14 protein-coding genes are annotated in these 16,296 nt (G+C 67.6%); 1 reads left to right on the top strand and 13 read right to left on the bottom strand.

The window, feature by feature from the left end:
• Nucleotides 1-36: 36 nt before the first annotated feature.
• The 4 genes from HF886_RS04725 to HF886_RS04710 all read right to left on the bottom strand — a co-directional run bounded on the left by HF886_RS04725 (nucleotide 37) and on the right by HF886_RS04710 (nucleotide 3,636).
• Nucleotides 37-1,167 (bottom strand): ferredoxin reductase, encoded by a 1,131-nt coding sequence (locus tag HF886_RS04725; RefSeq protein ID WP_169619788.1) that lies wholly within the window; start codon nucleotides 1,165-1,167, stop codon nucleotides 37-39.
• A gap of 106 nt (nucleotides 1,168-1,273) precedes the next feature.
• Nucleotides 1,274-1,783 (bottom strand): hypothetical protein, encoded by a 510-nt coding sequence (locus tag HF886_RS04720; RefSeq protein ID WP_169619789.1) that lies wholly within the window; start codon nucleotides 1,781-1,783, stop codon nucleotides 1,274-1,276.
• Between the two features lie 3 nt (nucleotides 1,784-1,786).
• Nucleotides 1,787-3,196, bottom strand: coding sequence for a wax ester/triacylglycerol synthase family O-acyltransferase (locus HF886_RS04715; RefSeq protein ID WP_169619790.1), 1,410 nt, complete (start codon nucleotides 3,194-3,196; stop codon nucleotides 1,787-1,789).
• The gene (locus HF886_RS04710; RefSeq protein ID WP_169619997.1) at nucleotides 3,193-3,636 is read right to left on the bottom strand and encodes an HAD family phosphatase; all 444 of its coding nucleotides are present in this window, start codon (nucleotides 3,634-3,636) and stop codon (nucleotides 3,193-3,195) included. Before HF886_RS04710 ends, HF886_RS04715 begins: the two co-directional genes overlap by 4 nt.
• A gap of 331 nt (nucleotides 3,637-3,967) precedes the next feature.
• Between HF886_RS04710 and HF886_RS04705 the strand changes: the two genes are divergently transcribed.
• Nucleotides 3,968-4,498, top strand: coding sequence for an Rv3235 family protein (locus HF886_RS04705; protein WP_169651684.1), 531 nt, complete (start codon nucleotides 3,968-3,970; stop codon nucleotides 4,496-4,498).
• Nucleotides 4,499-4,529: 31 nt separating this feature from the next.
• On the opposite strand, the gene secA is transcribed toward HF886_RS04705, so the two are convergent.
• The 9 genes from secA to HF886_RS04660 all read right to left on the bottom strand — a co-directional run bounded on the left by secA (nucleotide 4,530) and on the right by HF886_RS04660 (nucleotide 16,237).
• Nucleotides 4,530-7,352 (bottom strand): preprotein translocase subunit SecA, encoded by a 2,823-nt coding sequence (gene secA / locus HF886_RS04700; RefSeq protein WP_169619792.1) that lies wholly within the window; start codon nucleotides 7,350-7,352, stop codon nucleotides 4,530-4,532.
• A 141-nt stretch (nucleotides 7,353-7,493) separates the two neighbouring features.
• A complete protein-coding gene (gene raiA, locus HF886_RS04695) occupies nucleotides 7,494-8,159 on the bottom strand; it encodes a ribosome-associated translation inhibitor RaiA (RefSeq protein WP_169619793.1) in 666 nt (221 codons plus the stop codon).
• Between the two features lie 207 nt (nucleotides 8,160-8,366).
• Nucleotides 8,367-9,011, bottom strand: a complete 645-nt coding sequence (locus HF886_RS04690; protein ID WP_169619794.1) for a ComF family protein — start codon at nucleotides 9,009-9,011, stop codon at nucleotides 8,367-8,369.
• A 44-nt stretch (nucleotides 9,012-9,055) separates the two neighbouring features.
• The gene (gene lpqB / locus HF886_RS04685; protein ID WP_169619795.1) at nucleotides 9,056-10,837 is read right to left on the bottom strand and encodes an MtrAB system accessory lipoprotein LpqB; all 1,782 of its coding nucleotides are present in this window, start codon (nucleotides 10,835-10,837) and stop codon (nucleotides 9,056-9,058) included.
• Complete coding sequence (gene mtrB / locus HF886_RS04680; RefSeq protein WP_240954890.1) at nucleotides 10,834-12,507, bottom strand: MtrAB system histidine kinase MtrB; 1,674 nt, start codon at nucleotides 12,505-12,507, stop codon at nucleotides 10,834-10,836. Before mtrB ends, lpqB begins: the two co-directional genes overlap by 4 nt.
• Nucleotides 12,508-12,575: 68 nt before the next feature.
• Nucleotides 12,576-13,262 (bottom strand): MtrAB system response regulator MtrA, encoded by a 687-nt coding sequence (gene mtrA / locus HF886_RS04675; RefSeq protein ID WP_296551245.1) that lies wholly within the window; start codon nucleotides 13,260-13,262, stop codon nucleotides 12,576-12,578.
• Entirely contained in the window at nucleotides 13,259-13,924 is a 666-nt protein-coding gene (locus HF886_RS04670) for a dTMP kinase (protein ID WP_169651682.1), read from the bottom strand. The genes mtrA and HF886_RS04670 overlap by 4 nt, the downstream gene beginning before the upstream one ends.
• 31 nt (nucleotides 13,925-13,955) lie before the next feature.
• A complete protein-coding gene (gene ahcY, locus HF886_RS04665; RefSeq protein ID WP_169619798.1) occupies nucleotides 13,956-15,425 on the bottom strand; it encodes an adenosylhomocysteinase in 1,470 nt (489 codons plus the stop codon).
• A 110-nt stretch (nucleotides 15,426-15,535) separates the two neighbouring features.
• Nucleotides 15,536-16,237, bottom strand: coding sequence for a TetR family transcriptional regulator (locus HF886_RS04660; protein WP_169619799.1), 702 nt, complete (start codon nucleotides 16,235-16,237; stop codon nucleotides 15,536-15,538).
• Nucleotides 16,238-16,296: the final 59 nt, after the last annotated feature.

Raw genomic sequence — 16,296 nt, 5'->3', positions numbered from 1 at the left:
TTGTGCCCTCAGGGCATCGATTGTGCGGTCGAGGCCTCAGGCGTCGATGGTGCAGTCGCCTGCCGCAACGGAGATGCAGGTCTGGACTCGCTCGCCCTCTCCATGCTCCTCGCCCGACCGGAGATCTACCACATACCCCTTCTGGAGCGGCACCACACAAGTCTGACAGATTCCCATCCGGCAACCGAAGGGCATGAGCGCTCCTGCGCTCTCCCCCGCCTCGAGAACGGTGGTGGCACCGTCGGCGGTCACCGTCTTGCCGGATTTCGCGAACGTGATCGTTCCCCCGGCTCCGGAGGTATCGGCCCGTGTGACCGCGAAGCGCTCGAGATGCACGCGATCTTCGAGGCCCGCCTTCTCCCAGTGAGCGCTGATATCGGCGAGCATCTGCTGCGGTCCGCACGCCCAGGTCTGACGCTCCCGCCAGTCCGGACATACCTCGTCGAGCTGCGACAGGGCGAATTTGCCCTGTTCACGCGTGTATTGCAGGTGGCAGCGGTAGCGGTCGTGGTTGGCGTCGAACTGCTCGAGTTCGGACCGGAACATCACGTCCTCGGCGGTGGGCGCCGAGTGCACATGCACGACGTCGGCAATGTCGACGCCACGGTCGGCCGCACGCCGATCGAGGGTGCGGAGCATCGACATGATCGGTGTGACGCCGCTGCCGGCCGTCAGGAACAGGATCTTCTCGGGCGGCGGATCAGGAAGAACGAAGTCGCCCTGCGGAGCCGCGAGGCGCACGATTGTGCCTTCCGGCACACCACCGACGAGATGGCTCGACAGGAACCCCTCGGGCATCGCCTTCACCGCGATCGAGATGACCTTGTCGGTGCGGATCGGGGTGGAGGTCAGCGAGTACGACCGCCAATGCCACTTGCCGTCGATGTGCAGGCCGATGCCGATGTACTGACCGGGCGAGTACCCGAAGTCGAAGCCCCAGCCGGGCCTGATGACGATGGTTGCGGAGTCGGGGGTCTCGGAACGGACCTCGACGATGCGCCCACGAAGCTCACGCGCCGACCACAACGGGTTGATCAAGTGCAGATAATCATCGGGCAACAGTGGGGTCGTGAGTCGCGCGACCGCGCCTCGCACCACGTTGGACAGAGATCGCTCACCCGGTGCCACATGGGCCGCGGGCCTTTCGATCCATTCCTTGAAACCCATCGACCGATTCTCCTCACGCTGGAACTACGACCGCGAAGGTTATCAGAGGTTACGGTTCCGTAGGTTACGTGGAGACTCCACTCACAAGCATCCTCGTTCCGAGCGGTCAGAGCAATTCCAGCAGGAACTGCAACTCCTGCGCCGCGTACCACGCCAGTTCGTGATCCTCGGCGTCGCCGAGCACGAACTCGGCCTCCTCGTCGCCCAGATCGGCCGCGTCGACAACCTCCATCGCACGCGCGACGTCCGCTTCCGCGGCCTTCAGATCCACGTGCACGGACGCGACGGCGCTCATCGGGATCGGCCCGGCGAGGCGCACCACGGCGTCGTCGAGATCGGGGCGCGGGGTTGCGCCCTCGACATCCGCGGCGATCACGACACGCCGCGTCCCGAACTCCGGGGTCGCCCCGGTGTCCTCGGCGGCCAGCAGCCGCACCGAGGCACGCGCCGCCTCGGACATGGCCACCTCCGCGAGCTCGTCGTCGTCGCCGGAGGTGTAGGCCTCACGCAAGGTGGGCGTCACCGCGAACGCTGTACGCCCCACCGCGTCGAGCTCGTTCTCGGCCACGAGACGCTGCAGCATCCCGAGCGTCGCCGGTACATAGACACGCGTCACTTCTCACCTACTGGCATCCGACAACTCCTCGAGCGATTCGTGCAGCAGCGACGTCAGCACATGCACGTCGGGCATGGCATCGCGGTCCGCATTCAAACCGTAGTAGATCTTTCCGTCGTACGACGTCAGCGCGACACTCAGGGCCTGATTCTTGAGCAACGGCGAGACCGGATACATCCCGAGCAGTCGTGCCCCTCCCAGATACAGCGGATACTGCGGCCCCGGAGCGTTGGTGATCATGAGATTGAACACGCGCTGCGAGAAACCCGACGCGACGCGCACTCCGACCGCGTGCATGGTCGCCGGCGCGAACCCGGACAGCCGGATCATGGACTGCGCCGCGACCCGCCTGCGCTCCCGCGCGTACGCCTCCCCGGCGTGGGCGATGTGCGACAGCCGCACGACGGCGTTCGGCTCCCCGACCGGGAGGTCTACGAGGAACGACGACACCTCGCCCTGAGGATGCACCGTGGTCGTCCCGTCCGTACCCTCGCCGCCGGCGTCACGCACGTAGACCGACATGGGAACCATCGAGCGGACGACGGTGGCCTCGGTCAGCGGCTCGCCGCGGGAAAGCAGCCAGTACCGCAGTGCCCCGGCGATGACGGCGAGCACCACGTCGTTGACCGTGCAGCCGTATCGGGAACGAATCTTCCGGTACGGCTCGAGGTCGGACTCCACGACAGCGAAACGCCTGCTGCGGGAAATCGACGCGTTCAGCGGCGATTCGGGGGCGGACTGCGCCGCGGTGCGGGCGATACGGCTCACCGCGTCCACGGTTTCGGTGAGCGTGGACGCAAGGTTGCCCACCGCCGACCGCACCGCGGCCACGCCTTCACCGGGCCGCGCGACCAGTTCGGCGAGTGCTCCGACGAGCAACGCCGATTCCGACGGTTCCTGCTCCGGCATCCACAACTCTTCCGGCACCTCGCGCGGAATCGCGTCCCGGTCGAACAGCACCTGGCCGATCTCGAGCGACTGCTCGGCGTCGACCAGCGCCGAATGAGACTTGGTGAACACTGCGCAGCGGTCGCCGGCAAGCCCCTCGACGACGTACATCTCCCACAGCGGGCGGGTCCGGTCGAGGGGTCTCGAGATCAGCCGGGCGACGAGGTCGTGCAACTGATCGTCGGTGCCCGGACGCGGGACCGCGGATCTGCGGACGTGGTACGTGATGTCGAAGTCCCGGTCGTCGATCCACACCGGCCGGGAGAGCCCGAAGGCCACCTCACGCACTTTCTGGCGGTAACGCGGAACCTCCGCGAGCCGCTGCTCGACCAACTCGAGCACCCGGTCGTAGTGAACTCCCCCGTCGGGCGGCTCGAGAATCGCCAGCGAGCCGATGTGCATCGGCGTGTTGCTCGTCTCCAGGTAGTAGTACGACGCGTCCTGCGCCGTCATCCGACTCGTCATTGCCGAACGTCCCCCTCACTTCCGGGTTGCCCGGATCGTCCTGCGGCGATGCCGAAGAGAACAGCCAATTCGGCCATCACGGTGTGGGGACCATCATGGTGGACGCCGACCATCCCCGCAGCCACGGCGCCCCGCACGTTGCCCGCCAGGTCGTCGACGAAGACGCATTCGGAAGGTGCGAGCCCGAGGCGTTCGGCGACGAGCCGGAAGCTCTCGGCATCGGGCTTGGCGACCCCCACATCCCCCGACAGCACCACCTCGTCGACGAAGGTCCCGGCGAGATCCCGCAACCATTGCGCGTGCGGGCCACCGGGATCGTTGCTCAGGATCGCGGTGCGCACCCCGCGGCGGCGCAACTCGGCGACGACCGCCGCGAGTGCCTCGGGGTCCGTATCCGGGCCGGCGAGCACGCCACCGAAGTCGAGCACCAGTCCACGCAGCACGGCCTCACCCTAGATGTTTCGCCGTCATCGCGAAGGGATCATGCCTACGGTGGCGTCACGGCCCCTCACCCCGACCGAAATGTTCACCGGCGTCCACGACAACCAGCAGAGCGTATTCGTGGACGGCTGACGCAAAGTGCACATCGCACCCGGCCGCGTCGCGGTGGCGACATCACCCGGGTCGGCCGCGAGATGTACGGCGAGCGCGGACCCGCCGGATATGTCACGATATCGGCGGTCCGTCCTCTCCCGGACCTCATCGCGCCGCACAGGCGCGATCCCTGCACCGGCCGCCGAGCCGGCGCCGTCCACGCCCGGGAGACATGACATGACGGATCTGCACACCGGCCGCTACGTACGCCGCATCCCTCGCTTCGAGCCGCCACCACAGGAATCGCAGGCTCCCGGGCAGTGCGTCCGGTGCCGGCCCCACGCCGCGCCGCGCGCCACGCCGCACGACGGGCGATCCGGCCGTCCCGCCGGTTCGGCTCGCGCCCCGGTCGCGCACGCCGACGCAGTACCTCGGGTCGATGCCACCGCGCACAGGTTCGCGGAGGTGGCCCTGCGGCTTATCCTCGAGGTCGTCGACGGGCGACGCGCCGTCACCCAGCTCGCGGCGGTACTCGAACCGACGCTCGTCGAGGCGGTCACGGCGTCGCGCACCTCCCCGACCGGGGTTGCGGGAGCCGCGGTGCTGCTCCGGACCCGGGTGCACGCGGTCGACGCGGACACCGCGGAGGTGTTCGGCACCTACGCCCGGGGCGACCGCGTGTACGCGCTGGCGGGACGGATCGCGCGCCGGACGCCGAAGCCGAAGTCGCCTCACCCCTGGACGATCACGACCCTGTGGCTCGGATGAGCCACAGGGTCGTGAAGGAGTTCACCGACGGTCAGTGCCGGCGGCCGGACTTCGCGTCGCGTCGCGCGGCCGCACGACGTTCCTTGCGGGTGCCGGCATGCGCGGCCGGTGCGGCGCCGTCGCCACCACTGCGACGTGCGACGTGCGCACGACCGTCCTCGGCGGGGCCACTGTAGGTGAGACGACGTTCGCCCTCGTCCAGACCCTGTGCGCGCAGCACGGCGGGAGCGGGCGCGGGCGCCGGCTGGGCGGGTGCCCGAGACGGAACGGGCTGCCCGACCGGGGGTGCCGTCCGGGACGCAGCGGCAGCGGACGCCGGTGTCACCGACACCCCGTTGCCCGCGGCAGCCTGCGGCTGCGCCGCTTCGACCTTGAGGTTGAACAGGAAGCCGACCGACTCTTCCTTGAGGCCCTCGAGCATGGCGGTGAACATGTCGAAGCCCTCGCGCTGGTACTCGACGAGCGGGTCGCGCTGCGCCATCGCGCGCAGGCCGATGCCTTCCTTCAGGTAGTCCATCTCGTAGAGGTGCTCACGCCACTTGCGGTCCAGGACCGAGAGCAGGACCCGCCGCTCGAGTTCGCGCATCGCGTTCTCCCCGGCCAGCGCCTGGAGTTCCGCCTCCCGGCGCGCGTACGCGGCACGGGCGTCGTCGAGAAGCGCCTCACGCAGGTCGTTGCGGTCGAGATCCTCGTTCTCCGCGAGCAGCGTCTTGTAGTCGATGCCGACGGGGTAGAGAGTCTTGAGCGCGGTCCACAACTGCTCGAGATCCCAGTCCTCGACGTAACCGTCGGCGGTGGCGCCGTCGACGTAGGCCGAGACCACGTCGGTGAGCATGTGCTGCACCTGGCCCTCGAGATCCTCGCCACGAAGGATGCGGCGACGCTCCTCGTAGATGACGGTGCGCTGCTGGTTCATCACCTCGTCGTACTTGAGGACGTTCTTGCGGATCTCGTAGTTCTGCTGCTCGACCTGGGTCTGCGCGCTCTTGATGGCCTTGGAGACCATCTTCGCCTCGATCGGGACGTCGTCGGGCAGGTTGAGCCGGGTCATGATCGACTCCAGCGCAGCGCCGTTGAAGCGTCGCATCAGCTCGTCGCCGAGCGAGAGGTAGAAGCGCGACTCCCCCGGGTCGCCCTGACGGCCGGAGCGGCCACGCAGCTGATTGTCGATACGGCGCGACTCGTGACGCTCGGTGCCGAGCACATACAGGCCGCCGGCCTCGCGCACCCGGTCCGCGTCTTCCTTGACCTGCCGCTGCACCGCGGGAAGGGTCTCGTCCCACGCGGCCTCGTATTCCTCCGAGGTCTCGACCGGATCGAGTCCCCGCTTGCGCAGCAGGGTGTCGGTGATGATGTCGGGGTTGCCGCCGAGCACGACGTCGGTACCACGACCGGCCATGTTCGTCGCGACGGTGACCGCGCCGGTCCGCCCGGCCTCCGCGATGATCTGCGCTTCCTGCTCGTGGAACTTCGCATTGAGGACGTTGTGGGGAACGCCGCGCTTGGTGAACTGCTTCGACAGGTACTCCGAACGTTCGACGCTCGTGGTACCGATCAGGACCGGCTGGCCCTTCTCGTGGCGCTCGACCACGTCGTCGACGACGGCGGCGAACTTCGCTTCTTCCGTCTTGTAGATCAGGTCGCCCTGGTCCACCCGGACCATCGGACGGTTCGTCGGGATCGGGATGACGCCCAGGTCGTAGATCTGGTGCAGCTCGGCAGCCTCGGTCTCGGCGGTACCGGTCATGCCCGAAAGCTTGTCGTAGAGCCGGAAGTAGTTCTGCAGCGTGATCGTGGCGAGCGTCTGGTTCTCGGCCTTGATCTCGACGTGTTCCTTGGCCTCGATCGACTGGTGCATGCCCTCGTTGTAGCGGCGTCCCGACAGCACGCGGCCCGTGAACTCGTCGACGATGACGACCTCGCCGTTGCGGACGATGTAGTCCTTGTCCTTGGCGTAGAGCTCCTTGGCCTTGATGGCGTTGTTCAGGTAGCTCACGAGCGGCGAATTCGCCGCTTCGTACAGGTTGTCGATACCGAGCTGATCCTCGACGAATTCGACACCGGCCTCGTGCACACCGACCGTGCGCTTACGGATGTCGACCTCGTAGTGGACGTCTTTCTCGAGCAGCGGCGCGATGCGCGCGAACTCGGCGTACCACTTGCTCGACGCGTCGGCGGGGCCCGAGATGATGAGCGGGGTGCGCGCTTCGTCGATGAGGATCGAGTCGACCTCGTCGACGATCGCGTAGTTGTGGCCGCGCTGGACGAGGTCGTCGAGCGAGTGCGTCATGTTGTCGCGCAGGTAGTCGAAGCCGAACTCGTTGTTCGTGCCGTACGTGATGTCGGCGTTGTAGGCCGCACGGCGCTGCGCCGGAGTCATGCCGGACAGGATCACGTCGGTTTCGAGTCCGAGGAACCGGTGCACACGGCCCATCCACTCGGAGTCGCGCTTGGCGAGGTAGTCGTTGACGGTGACGACATGGACGCCGTCTCCCGAGATGGCGTTGAGGTATGCCGGCAACACGCAGGTCAGGGTCTTGCCCTCACCGGTCTTCATCTCGGCGATGTTGCCGAAGTGCAGGGCGGCGCCACCCATGATCTGAACGCCGTAGTGCTTCTGACCGAGGACGCGGAACGACGCCTCCCGGGCGGTCGCGAAGGCCTCGGGAAGCAACTCGTCGAGCGATTCCCCATCCTGGTAGCGGTGACGGAACTCGTCCGTCTTGGCCCGCAGTTCGGCGTCGGTCAGGGCTTCGAACTCCGGGGAGAGGGATTCGACATGCTCGGCGATCTGCTTGAGCCGCTTGACCATGCGACCTTCACCGATCCGGAGCAGCTTCGTCAGCGACAGCACTGGTGTGTTCGTCCTCAATCTCGGGTACCTGCACGGACAAGAAATCCGGCCGAGGCCTTGCGGACCCCGGCCGGATTCCATGGTAGGCGTTCTCCCGGAGTTACTGCGACGGCGTCACGCCGCAGCTGCTCCGGGCACTGCTCAGACGAGCTTGATGAGACCGTAGTCGAAAGCGTGGCGCCGATACACCACGGACGGCTTGTCGGTCTCCTTGTCGTGGAACAGATAGAAGTCGTGACCGACGAGTTCCATCTCGTAGAGGGCGTCGTCGACCGTCATCGGCTCGGCCTTGTGCTCCTTGACGCGGACGATCCTGCCGGGACCTTCGGGTTCCTGCTCCTGGCCGTCGAGCGGCAGATCCGGCGAGATCGCGAGTTCGTCGTCCTGAGCCAGCGCCGCGGTGGCTTCCGCGACGGAGACGGGGGTCTTCTCGCCGTACGACACCTTCCGGCGTTCCTTCGTCCGCCTCAGCCGGGATTCGAGCTTGGCGATCACCGATTCGAATGCCGCGTAGAAACTGTCGCCGGAAGCTTCCGCGCGAACGACCGGTCCCTTGCCTCGCGCCGTGATCTCGACTCGCTGGGCGCTCTTCCTCTGTCGGCGGTTGCGCTCGTGCTGCAACTCGACATCGAAGTGGAAAATCGTCGGATCGAATCGTTCGATTCGAGCAATTTTCTCGGACACGTAGATCCGGAAGTGATCCGGCACCTCTACGTTGCGGCCTTTCACGACGATCTCGGCCTGGGGGCCTTCCGTGGTGGCGTCTGCCTCGGCAACGGAAGCCTGGGTCTTCGAAGGGGTCGTCACAAGTACCTCCCGAGTACGGCCGGTGCCAACTGCGCACCGGCATGTTCGATGAGCGCGATAGCGCCCGCCCGGAACCGGAAGAATGGGCGTTACACCCTTCTACCTGTTCGTTTCCGGGTCTGAGGGCAACGGTAGTCGGTCTGCCGGACGCATGCCATCGTTGCGGTCCAATTCACTTTTTGGACACCCGCCGTTACCACAGCGGCCTCATGCGTGTGCTGTAACGAGCATTCCGACGGGGTCGAAACCGCCCCGGCGCAACACCCGCACGGACTCCGCAGCGGTGGCTCCCGTGGTGACGATGTCGTCCACCACGAGCACCTGCCGCGTCCGCGGAACACCTCCCTCCCGAAGCCGGATCCGGCCGGCGAGGTTGCGGCGGCGCTCGGCGGCGGACAAGCCCACCGAGTCCCGTACGCCCCGGGCCGAGACGAGGAGCGGATGCACGAACAGATGCGGGTCGTGGCTCGCCGCAACCTGCGCCGCGCGCGAGACAGGGTCGCCCCCGCGCGCTCGGGCGGCCCGCGCACGAGTGGGAGCCGGTACGACGGTCGTCGGCCCCGGGGGCAGTTCACCCCATCGGCGCAGGCGTGACACCGCCACCGCCCAGGCGAGTCCGAGGGGGTCGGCGAGATCCCGGCGGCCGCGCTCTTTCGCGGCGACCACCGCGCGCCTCCGAGGGCCGGCGTACGGGCCCAGACTCCACACCGGTACTCCCGGGTCGCCCCGAAGCGGGACCAGCGCCGGTGGATCGTTCAGCACCCGCGCACACGCGCGACACCATGCGGTCCCGCTCGCACCGCACCCACCGCACGCAAGGGGCAGCACGAGGTCGAAGAGGGACGACAGCATTCCGGCAGTGTGACGTCCACCACCGACAGGTTCGAGGGGCTGTGTCAGCCCGGCAACACCGGGATCGCAGTCAGCCCGGCAAGCCCCGGGACCTCGCGCCAATAGCGGTCGTCGGCGGGATCGCGGTTGTTGAGCTGGAACACCGCACGCGAGTCCGCGACGAATTCGGCGGTGGTGGACGCCTCGACGGCGATGACGGGCGGCGTCAGGTTCCGGCTGGGCAGCGCGTCCGTCCGGGACCCGTCGACCGCGATCTGCACGACCGGCATGTCGGACGCCGCACGCGAGACCACGACGGTATCGGGGGTACTCCAGTCGAGCGAGAGCGCCGGCCCTCCGAGGCCGAACCCGATCTCGCGGGGGTTGGTGAGGGAGAATTCGCCGTTCGGCGTCTGCACGACCGTCGCGACATATACGCGTCCGTCGATGATGAGCGCGGCTCGTACCCCGTCCCGCGACAGCCGGAGTTCGGTGATCCGTCCGCCTACCGCCCGGAGGGCGCCCGCCTCGACGCCCACGACGGTGACGCGGCCGGTGCCCGGCTCCCGCACGGCTCTCACCACCGCCATTCCGTTGACCACCGCCCAGACGGAGGTGTCGTCCGGCGACCAGGTCGGGCGCGTGATCGAATTACCGTCGACCGCCGGTTCGGCGACGTCGTCGCCGTACGCGCCGACGATCAGCTGCGTGGCGGGCTCGGGTGCGACGCCCCCGGTCTCCGCGACCGCTGCCACGAGTTCGCCGTCGCGCGAGAGCGCAATCGATTCCAGGTTGGCGGCGGAGCCGAAGAACCCGGGAACCGGGGTGACACCTGTCTCGGCCACCCCCACCAGGCCACCGCGCAGGAGCGCGTGCAGACCGATGGTGGCACTCGAGGTGGCCAGGGGGTTCATGGACGCGACATCGGCGGTCGTCCACCCGTTGGGGAACCGTTCGTCGAGTGGCTGGTGATCCGCCAGCAACACGTACGGACCCGAGATGTCGGCGTTGGCGAGCGTCCAGACCACCTGCGCGGCGAGCAGTTCCCGGTCTTCCTTGCTCATCGCCCCGATGCCCTGGAAGTCGACGCGGATGCCACCGAGCCCGACACCGACCTGCCCGGTGCGCCCGTCGGCCTTGGTGACGGCACCGACCACAGTGACGTCCTCGAGCAGGTTCCGCACGGCAGGTTCCAACGATGCCTTCGGCCCCTCGACGAGCAGGCCGATCAGCTGGGAGGCGGTCTGTTCCGGACTGCCGGTGATCCACCGCGGGTCGGGAACGACCGTCTCGCCCGCCGGTTCGACGAAGTACAGCGAACGTCGCTGATAGCTGTTGAGGAAGCGTGGCCGATCCATGATGACCCCGTCGGGCATCGCGTCGATCCGCCACTCACCGTCGGTCCGCACGAGCGTGAACTTCGCTTCGAATTCGCCGCCGGCCGCCCGGTAGACACCGCCTTCTTCCAGGTAGCCGACGATGTTCGCGCGGACGACGTACGTCGCCCGGTCACTGTTGCGGTTCTCGACGAGAACGTCGACCTTGTCCACGATCGTCGCACTCGCCGCGTCGTCCCAGCGTCCGGACATCTCCGGGGTGAGGAATTGCCGGGCCGCGACGTGCCGGTTCGTGGGTTCGGTGCTGGCCTGCAGGAAATCGCGGAGCAACAGATCCGGTTCGCGGCCGGGGACGGGTGCGCTGACCTCGGTGGTCGCGGGTGCGGGATCGATGGTGCCGATGGCCTGCGGAGACGACGAGTCGGGCAGGGTCGCGCACCCGGAGACGACCAGCGCCGCCACGCACATCACCACGGTGAGCGCGGTACGGATCCGTGCGGCGCGGGTCATGTCGGCGCTCCTTCCGAGGGTGACGGCGTCGAGTTGTCCACCCCACCGGCACCGTCGGCCGAGACCTCCGCGGAGGAACCACCGGCCGGTTCGTGTCCGGGAGACTGCGGCGGTTTGCCCTGCACCGCGTGGACGGCGCCCGGCACCAGGGGGACGGGGCTGCGTCCGACCTTCCGGCCGCGTTCGCGCGGCAACGTCAGCCGGAAGCTCGCGCCCCGGCCCGGTTCGCCCCACGCCTCGAGTTTTCCGTTGTGCAGGTTGGCGTCTTCGACGCTGATCGCGAGGCCGAGACCGGTACCACCGGAACGGCGCACCCGCGACGGGTCGGATCGCCAGAAGCGGTTGAACACCAGCTTCTCCTCACCCGGACGCAGGCCGATGCCCTGGTCGCGGACGACGAACGCCACCGCGTTGTCGTCGGCCCGCAGGCGGAGCAGAATCGGTTTTCCTTCACCGTGGTCGATCGCGTTGGCGAGAAGATTCCGCAGGATCCGTTCGACTCGACGTGGATCGACGTCGGCCTCGACGGGTTCGGAAGGCATGTCGACGATCAACTCCGTCGACGTTTCGCGGGCGAGGTGGCGCACCGTGGACACCGCGGCCCGGGCGCACATGCGGACGTCGAGCCGTTCGGAGGCGAGCTCGGCGACACCCGCGTCGTGGCGGCTGATCTCGAGGAGGTCGCCCAGCAAGCCCTCGAACCGGTCGAGTTCGGCGACGAGGAGTTCGGACGCGCGTTTGAGCGAGGGATCCAGCTCGTCGCTGCCGTCGTGGATCAGATCGGCGGCCATCCGCACCGTGGTGAGCGGGGTACGAAGCTCGTGGCTCACATCGGACGTGAACCGCTTCTGCAGGTTGCCGTACTCCTCGATCTGGGTGATCTGCCGCGACAGGCTCTCGGCCATCTCGTTGAACGACATGGCGAGTCGCGCCATGTCGTCCTCGCCCCGCACCGGCATGCGTTCCTTGAGGCGGCCGTCGGCGAACCGCACCGCGATGCGGGAGGCGGAGCGGATGGGCAGCACCACCTGGCGGGCGACGATCATCGAGATCGCGGCGAGCAGCACGAGCAGGACACCCGCGCCGACCACCAGCGTGCCCCGAACGAGCGCGAGGGTGCGTTCCTCACCGCCGAGGGGGAACACCAGATACAGCTCGAGCGTCGAGATGGCCGAGTCGGTGGGGCTGCCGATGATCAGTACCGGGCCGGTATAGCCGTTGGGGTTCGAGACTGTGGCGAATTGGTATGCGACCTGCCCGTTCTGGACGAAGGCGCGCAGATTCTGCGGGATCTGCTCGGCCGGCCCGCTCGCGGTGGGCGCGCGCGGACCGTCGCCCGGAACGATGAGAACCGGGTCGAACGTGCCGGCGACGCCGGTGTCCTGACCGCCGTCGCTACCGCGGCTGGTCAGGGTCGCGGCGGCGCCGTCGAGCCGGACCGCCAGCGAGCCGGAGTCGTCGGCTCCGGCGAGCTGTCCTTCGACCAGCGCGCGGGAGCGGTCCATCTCCTCGGTCGCGGCGTCGATCTTGACTTCCAGAAGCCGGTCGGTGATCTGGCTGATGAGCACCACGCCGAGCACGAGCATCACGATCAGCGACAGCGTGAGGGTCGAGACGACCACACGTAGCTGGAGCGATCGTCGCCAGGTGTGCGCGAGCCTGCTGCTCATGGCCCGCGACCACCTTACGAGCGGCAGCGTTCTCCGTGCGATCCGCCGCCGCAGAGGTTGACCACGGATCACGGCGGTCCGGCCTTGTAGCCGACCCCCCGCACCGTGAGCACCGCTTCCGGGTTCTCGGGATCCTTCTCGACCTTCGCCCGCAGGCGCTGGACGTGAACGTTCACCAGACGGGTGTCGGCTGCGTGCCGGTAACCCCAGACCTGTTCCAGGAGCACCTCACGGGTGAACACCTGACGCGGCTTGCGCGCGAGCGCCACCAGCAGGTCGAACTCCAGCGGGGTGAGCGAGATCAGTTCGTCGCCGCGGGTGACCTTGTGTGCCGGAACATCGATGGTGATATCGCCGATGGAGAGTACTTCGGCGGGTTCCTGCTCGGTGCGGCGCAACCGGGCGCGCACGCGCGCCACCAGTTCCTTCGGCTTGAAGGGCTTGACCATGTAGTCGTCGGCGCCCGACTCGAGTCCGAGAACCACATCGACGGTGTCGGACTTGGCAGTGAGCATCACGATGGGCACGCCGGAATCGGCGCGGAGCACGCGGCAGACGTCGATGCCGTTCATGCCCGGAAGCATGAGATCGAGCAGGACGAGGTCCGGGCGGATTTCGCGCACGGCACCGAGCGCCTGCGTCCCGTCGCCCACCACGAACGGCTCGAATCCTTCGCCGCGCAGCACGATTGTGAGCATTTCGGCGAGTGCTGCATCGTCGTCGACTACCAGAATCCTCGGCTTCATAAGCTCTATCGTGTCACCCCTTCACCTTCGTGAAGCAGATTTGAGATGCGAACGGCGAGTTGTTGCGTATCGGTCTCGGCGCCCGCCACGATCCACCGTGACATCCAGTGCCGCTGCGCCAAGCCGTCGTACACCTCTCCGGTCCGGTACTGGAGGTCGCCGTCGCGTTCGTACGCGTCGCGTTCCCGCGCGGCGTCCGACTCCGCGCGACTCCTGGCCCGTTCTGCGGCGAGCGCGACAGGGACACGCAGCAGCACTTGCAGATCGGGCACGGGAAGCGCGAAGCGTTCGTATTCGAGGTTCCGGATCCACTCGACCGACGGCCCTGCGGCATCCTCGTGGCGCCGGGCCGCGGTGTACGCCGCGTTGGACGCGACATAGCGGTCGAGAAGCACGATGTCGTTGGCAGCGAGGAGTTTCCGCAGTTCGTCGGCGGCGTCGCGCCGATCGAGTGCCCACAGCAACGCCATCGCTTCGACACTCGACGCGGTGTCGCCGTGCTGTCCCCGCAGCGCCTCGGCGCCCAGATCGGCGTGGATCGATCGGCCGTAGCGGGGAAACGCCAGTGTGGCCACGCGCGCCCCCGCGGCGCGCCACGCCTCGACGAGGCCGGCGGACAATGTCCGCTTTCCGGCCCCGTCGAGACCTTCGACGACAATCAGACCACCCATAACGCTGCGCTTCTCGCCGCCGATCTCGGAATCAGTAGCGGTAGTGCTCGGGCTTGTACGGGCCCTCGACGTCCACGCCGATGTACTCGGCCTGCTCCTTGGTCAGCTTCGTCAGCTTGCCGCCGAGCGCCTCGACGTGGATCTTGGCGACCTTCTCGTCGAGGTGCTTGGGCAGGCGGTAGACCTCGTTGTCGTACTCGTCCGGCTTCGTCCACAGTTCGATCTGCGCGATGACCTGGTTCGCGAACGAGTTGCTCATCACGAACGACGGGTGACCGGTCGCATTGCCGAGATTGAGCAGACGTCCCTCGGACAGCACGATGATCGAATGTCCGTCGGCGAAGGTGAACTCGTCGACCTGCGGCTTGATGTTGATCCGCGTGACGTCGGCGGACCGCTCGAGGCCGGCCATGTCGATCTCGTTGTCGAAGTGACCGATGTTGCCGAGGATCGCCTGGTGCTTCATCGCCTTCATGTGCTCGAAGGTGATGATGTCCTTGTTGCCCGTCGAGGTGATGACGATGTCGGCCTGGCCGATGAAGTCTTCGACCGTCACGACGTCGTAGCCGTCCATGAGGGCCTGCAGCGCGTTGATCGGATCGATCTCGGTGATCGACACACGTGCGCCCTGGCCGCGCAGCGCCTCGGCGCAGCCCTTGCCCACGTCGCCGTAACCGCACACCAGCGCGGTCTTGCCGCCGATGAGCACGTCGGTGCCGCGGTTGATGCCGTCGAGCAGCGAGTGCCGGGTGCCGTACTTGTTGTCGAACTTGCTCTTGGTGACCGAGTCGTTGACGTTGATCGCCGGGAACGTCAGTTCGCCGGCGGCCGCGAGCTGGTAGAGGCGCAGCACACCGGTGGTGGTCTCCTCGGTGACGCCCTGCACCGACGCGGCGATCGCCGACCACTTGCCGGCGTCGGCCTCGAGCGAGTTGCGCAGCAACTGCAGGAACACCTTGTACTCGGCGGAATCGTGCTCTTCGTCGACGGGCGGGACCACGCCGGCCTTCTCGAACTGCGCGCCCTTGAGCACGAGCATCGTGGCGTCGCCACCGTCGTCGAGAATCATGTTGGCGGGTTCACCGGGCCAGGTGAGCATCTGCTCGGCCGCCCACCAGTACTCCTCGAGGGACTCGCCCTTCCATGCGAACACCGGCACACCCTTGGGTTCTTCGGGCGTGCCGTGCGGGCCCACGACGATCGCGGCCGCAGCGTGGTCCTGGGTGGAGAAGATGTTGCACGAGGCCCATCGGACCTGTGCGCCCAGCGACACGAGGGTCTCGATCAGTACCGCGGTCTGCACGGTCATATGCAGCGAGCCCGAGATCCGTGCGCCCTTCAGCGGCTGCACCTCGGCGTATTCGCGACGCAGCGACATCAGTCCCGGCATCTCGTGTTCGGCCAGGCGGATCTCCTTGCGCCCGAATTCGGCGAGGGACAGATCGGCGACCTTGAAATCGAGACCGTTGATCCGGTCGGCGACGAGCGTGGTGTCAGACACGTGCAAATGCCTCTTCCTGTCGGCAGACAATTCTTCGAACAAAGCAGTTGCAACCAGGCTATACAACCTGCGGCGTCACGGTACGGCCGGTACGAACGGGCGGGTCGCGGTCAGCCGGGCACCGCGGCCTTCTCCACGAAGGGAACGAGCAGGTCGGCGAGGTCGGCGGCGACGTCGTTGCCCGAGACCGGCGGCATCGAGATGAAGCTCAGCGCGACCCGCACGATCGCGCGGGCCAGGATGCCGGCGTCGGTGCCGGACGCCGACACCCAGCTGTGCTCGAAGGTGTCGGCGAGCCGGACCGAGCCCCGCTCGAGGATCGGCGCGACATCGGTGGTGATCAGGCGCAGCAGATCGGGTTTGGCCTCGCCGTGGAGCAGCGACCGCACCAGCGGATCGGCCGCCGACGCCGTGAAGAACGACGTGAATCCTCCGACGAGGGCCGCACGCGCGTCGCCGACGTGCGCGTATACCGAGTCGGCCACGGCGTCGACGAATTCGTCGACCAGGCGCAGCGCGTAGCCCTGGGCAAGCCCCTGCCGCGACGAGAACTCCTTGTACAACGTCTGCCGGCTGATTCCCGCGGCGCGCGCGACGTCGCTCATGGTGACGGCCGACCAGTCGCGCTCGAGGAGCAGGTCCCGCATCGCGTCGAGAATCGTCGAGCGCAGGAGCACCCGGCTCGCCTCGTGGAACAGCACCCGCGCGGACGACGCACCGGCGGTGTCACCCGGCGAGGTGGTCACACCGTTGCCGTTCGGCGACACACCCCTGCCGTCGCTGCCGCCGCTACCCGGTTGCGCACTCGCCATGGCCGTGACGCTCTCACGGCTCCGCGTGCGCGTCAAAGCCGAACGAGATGTCCTGTCGA

The sequence above is a fragment of the Rhodococcus sp. 105337 genome (assembly GCF_012844225.1).
Lineage (GTDB): Bacteria > Actinomycetota > Actinomycetes > Mycobacteriales > Mycobacteriaceae > Rhodococcus.
Note: the sequence above shows the minus strand (reverse complement) of the source record. Positions and strands in the feature narration are given on the sequence as shown.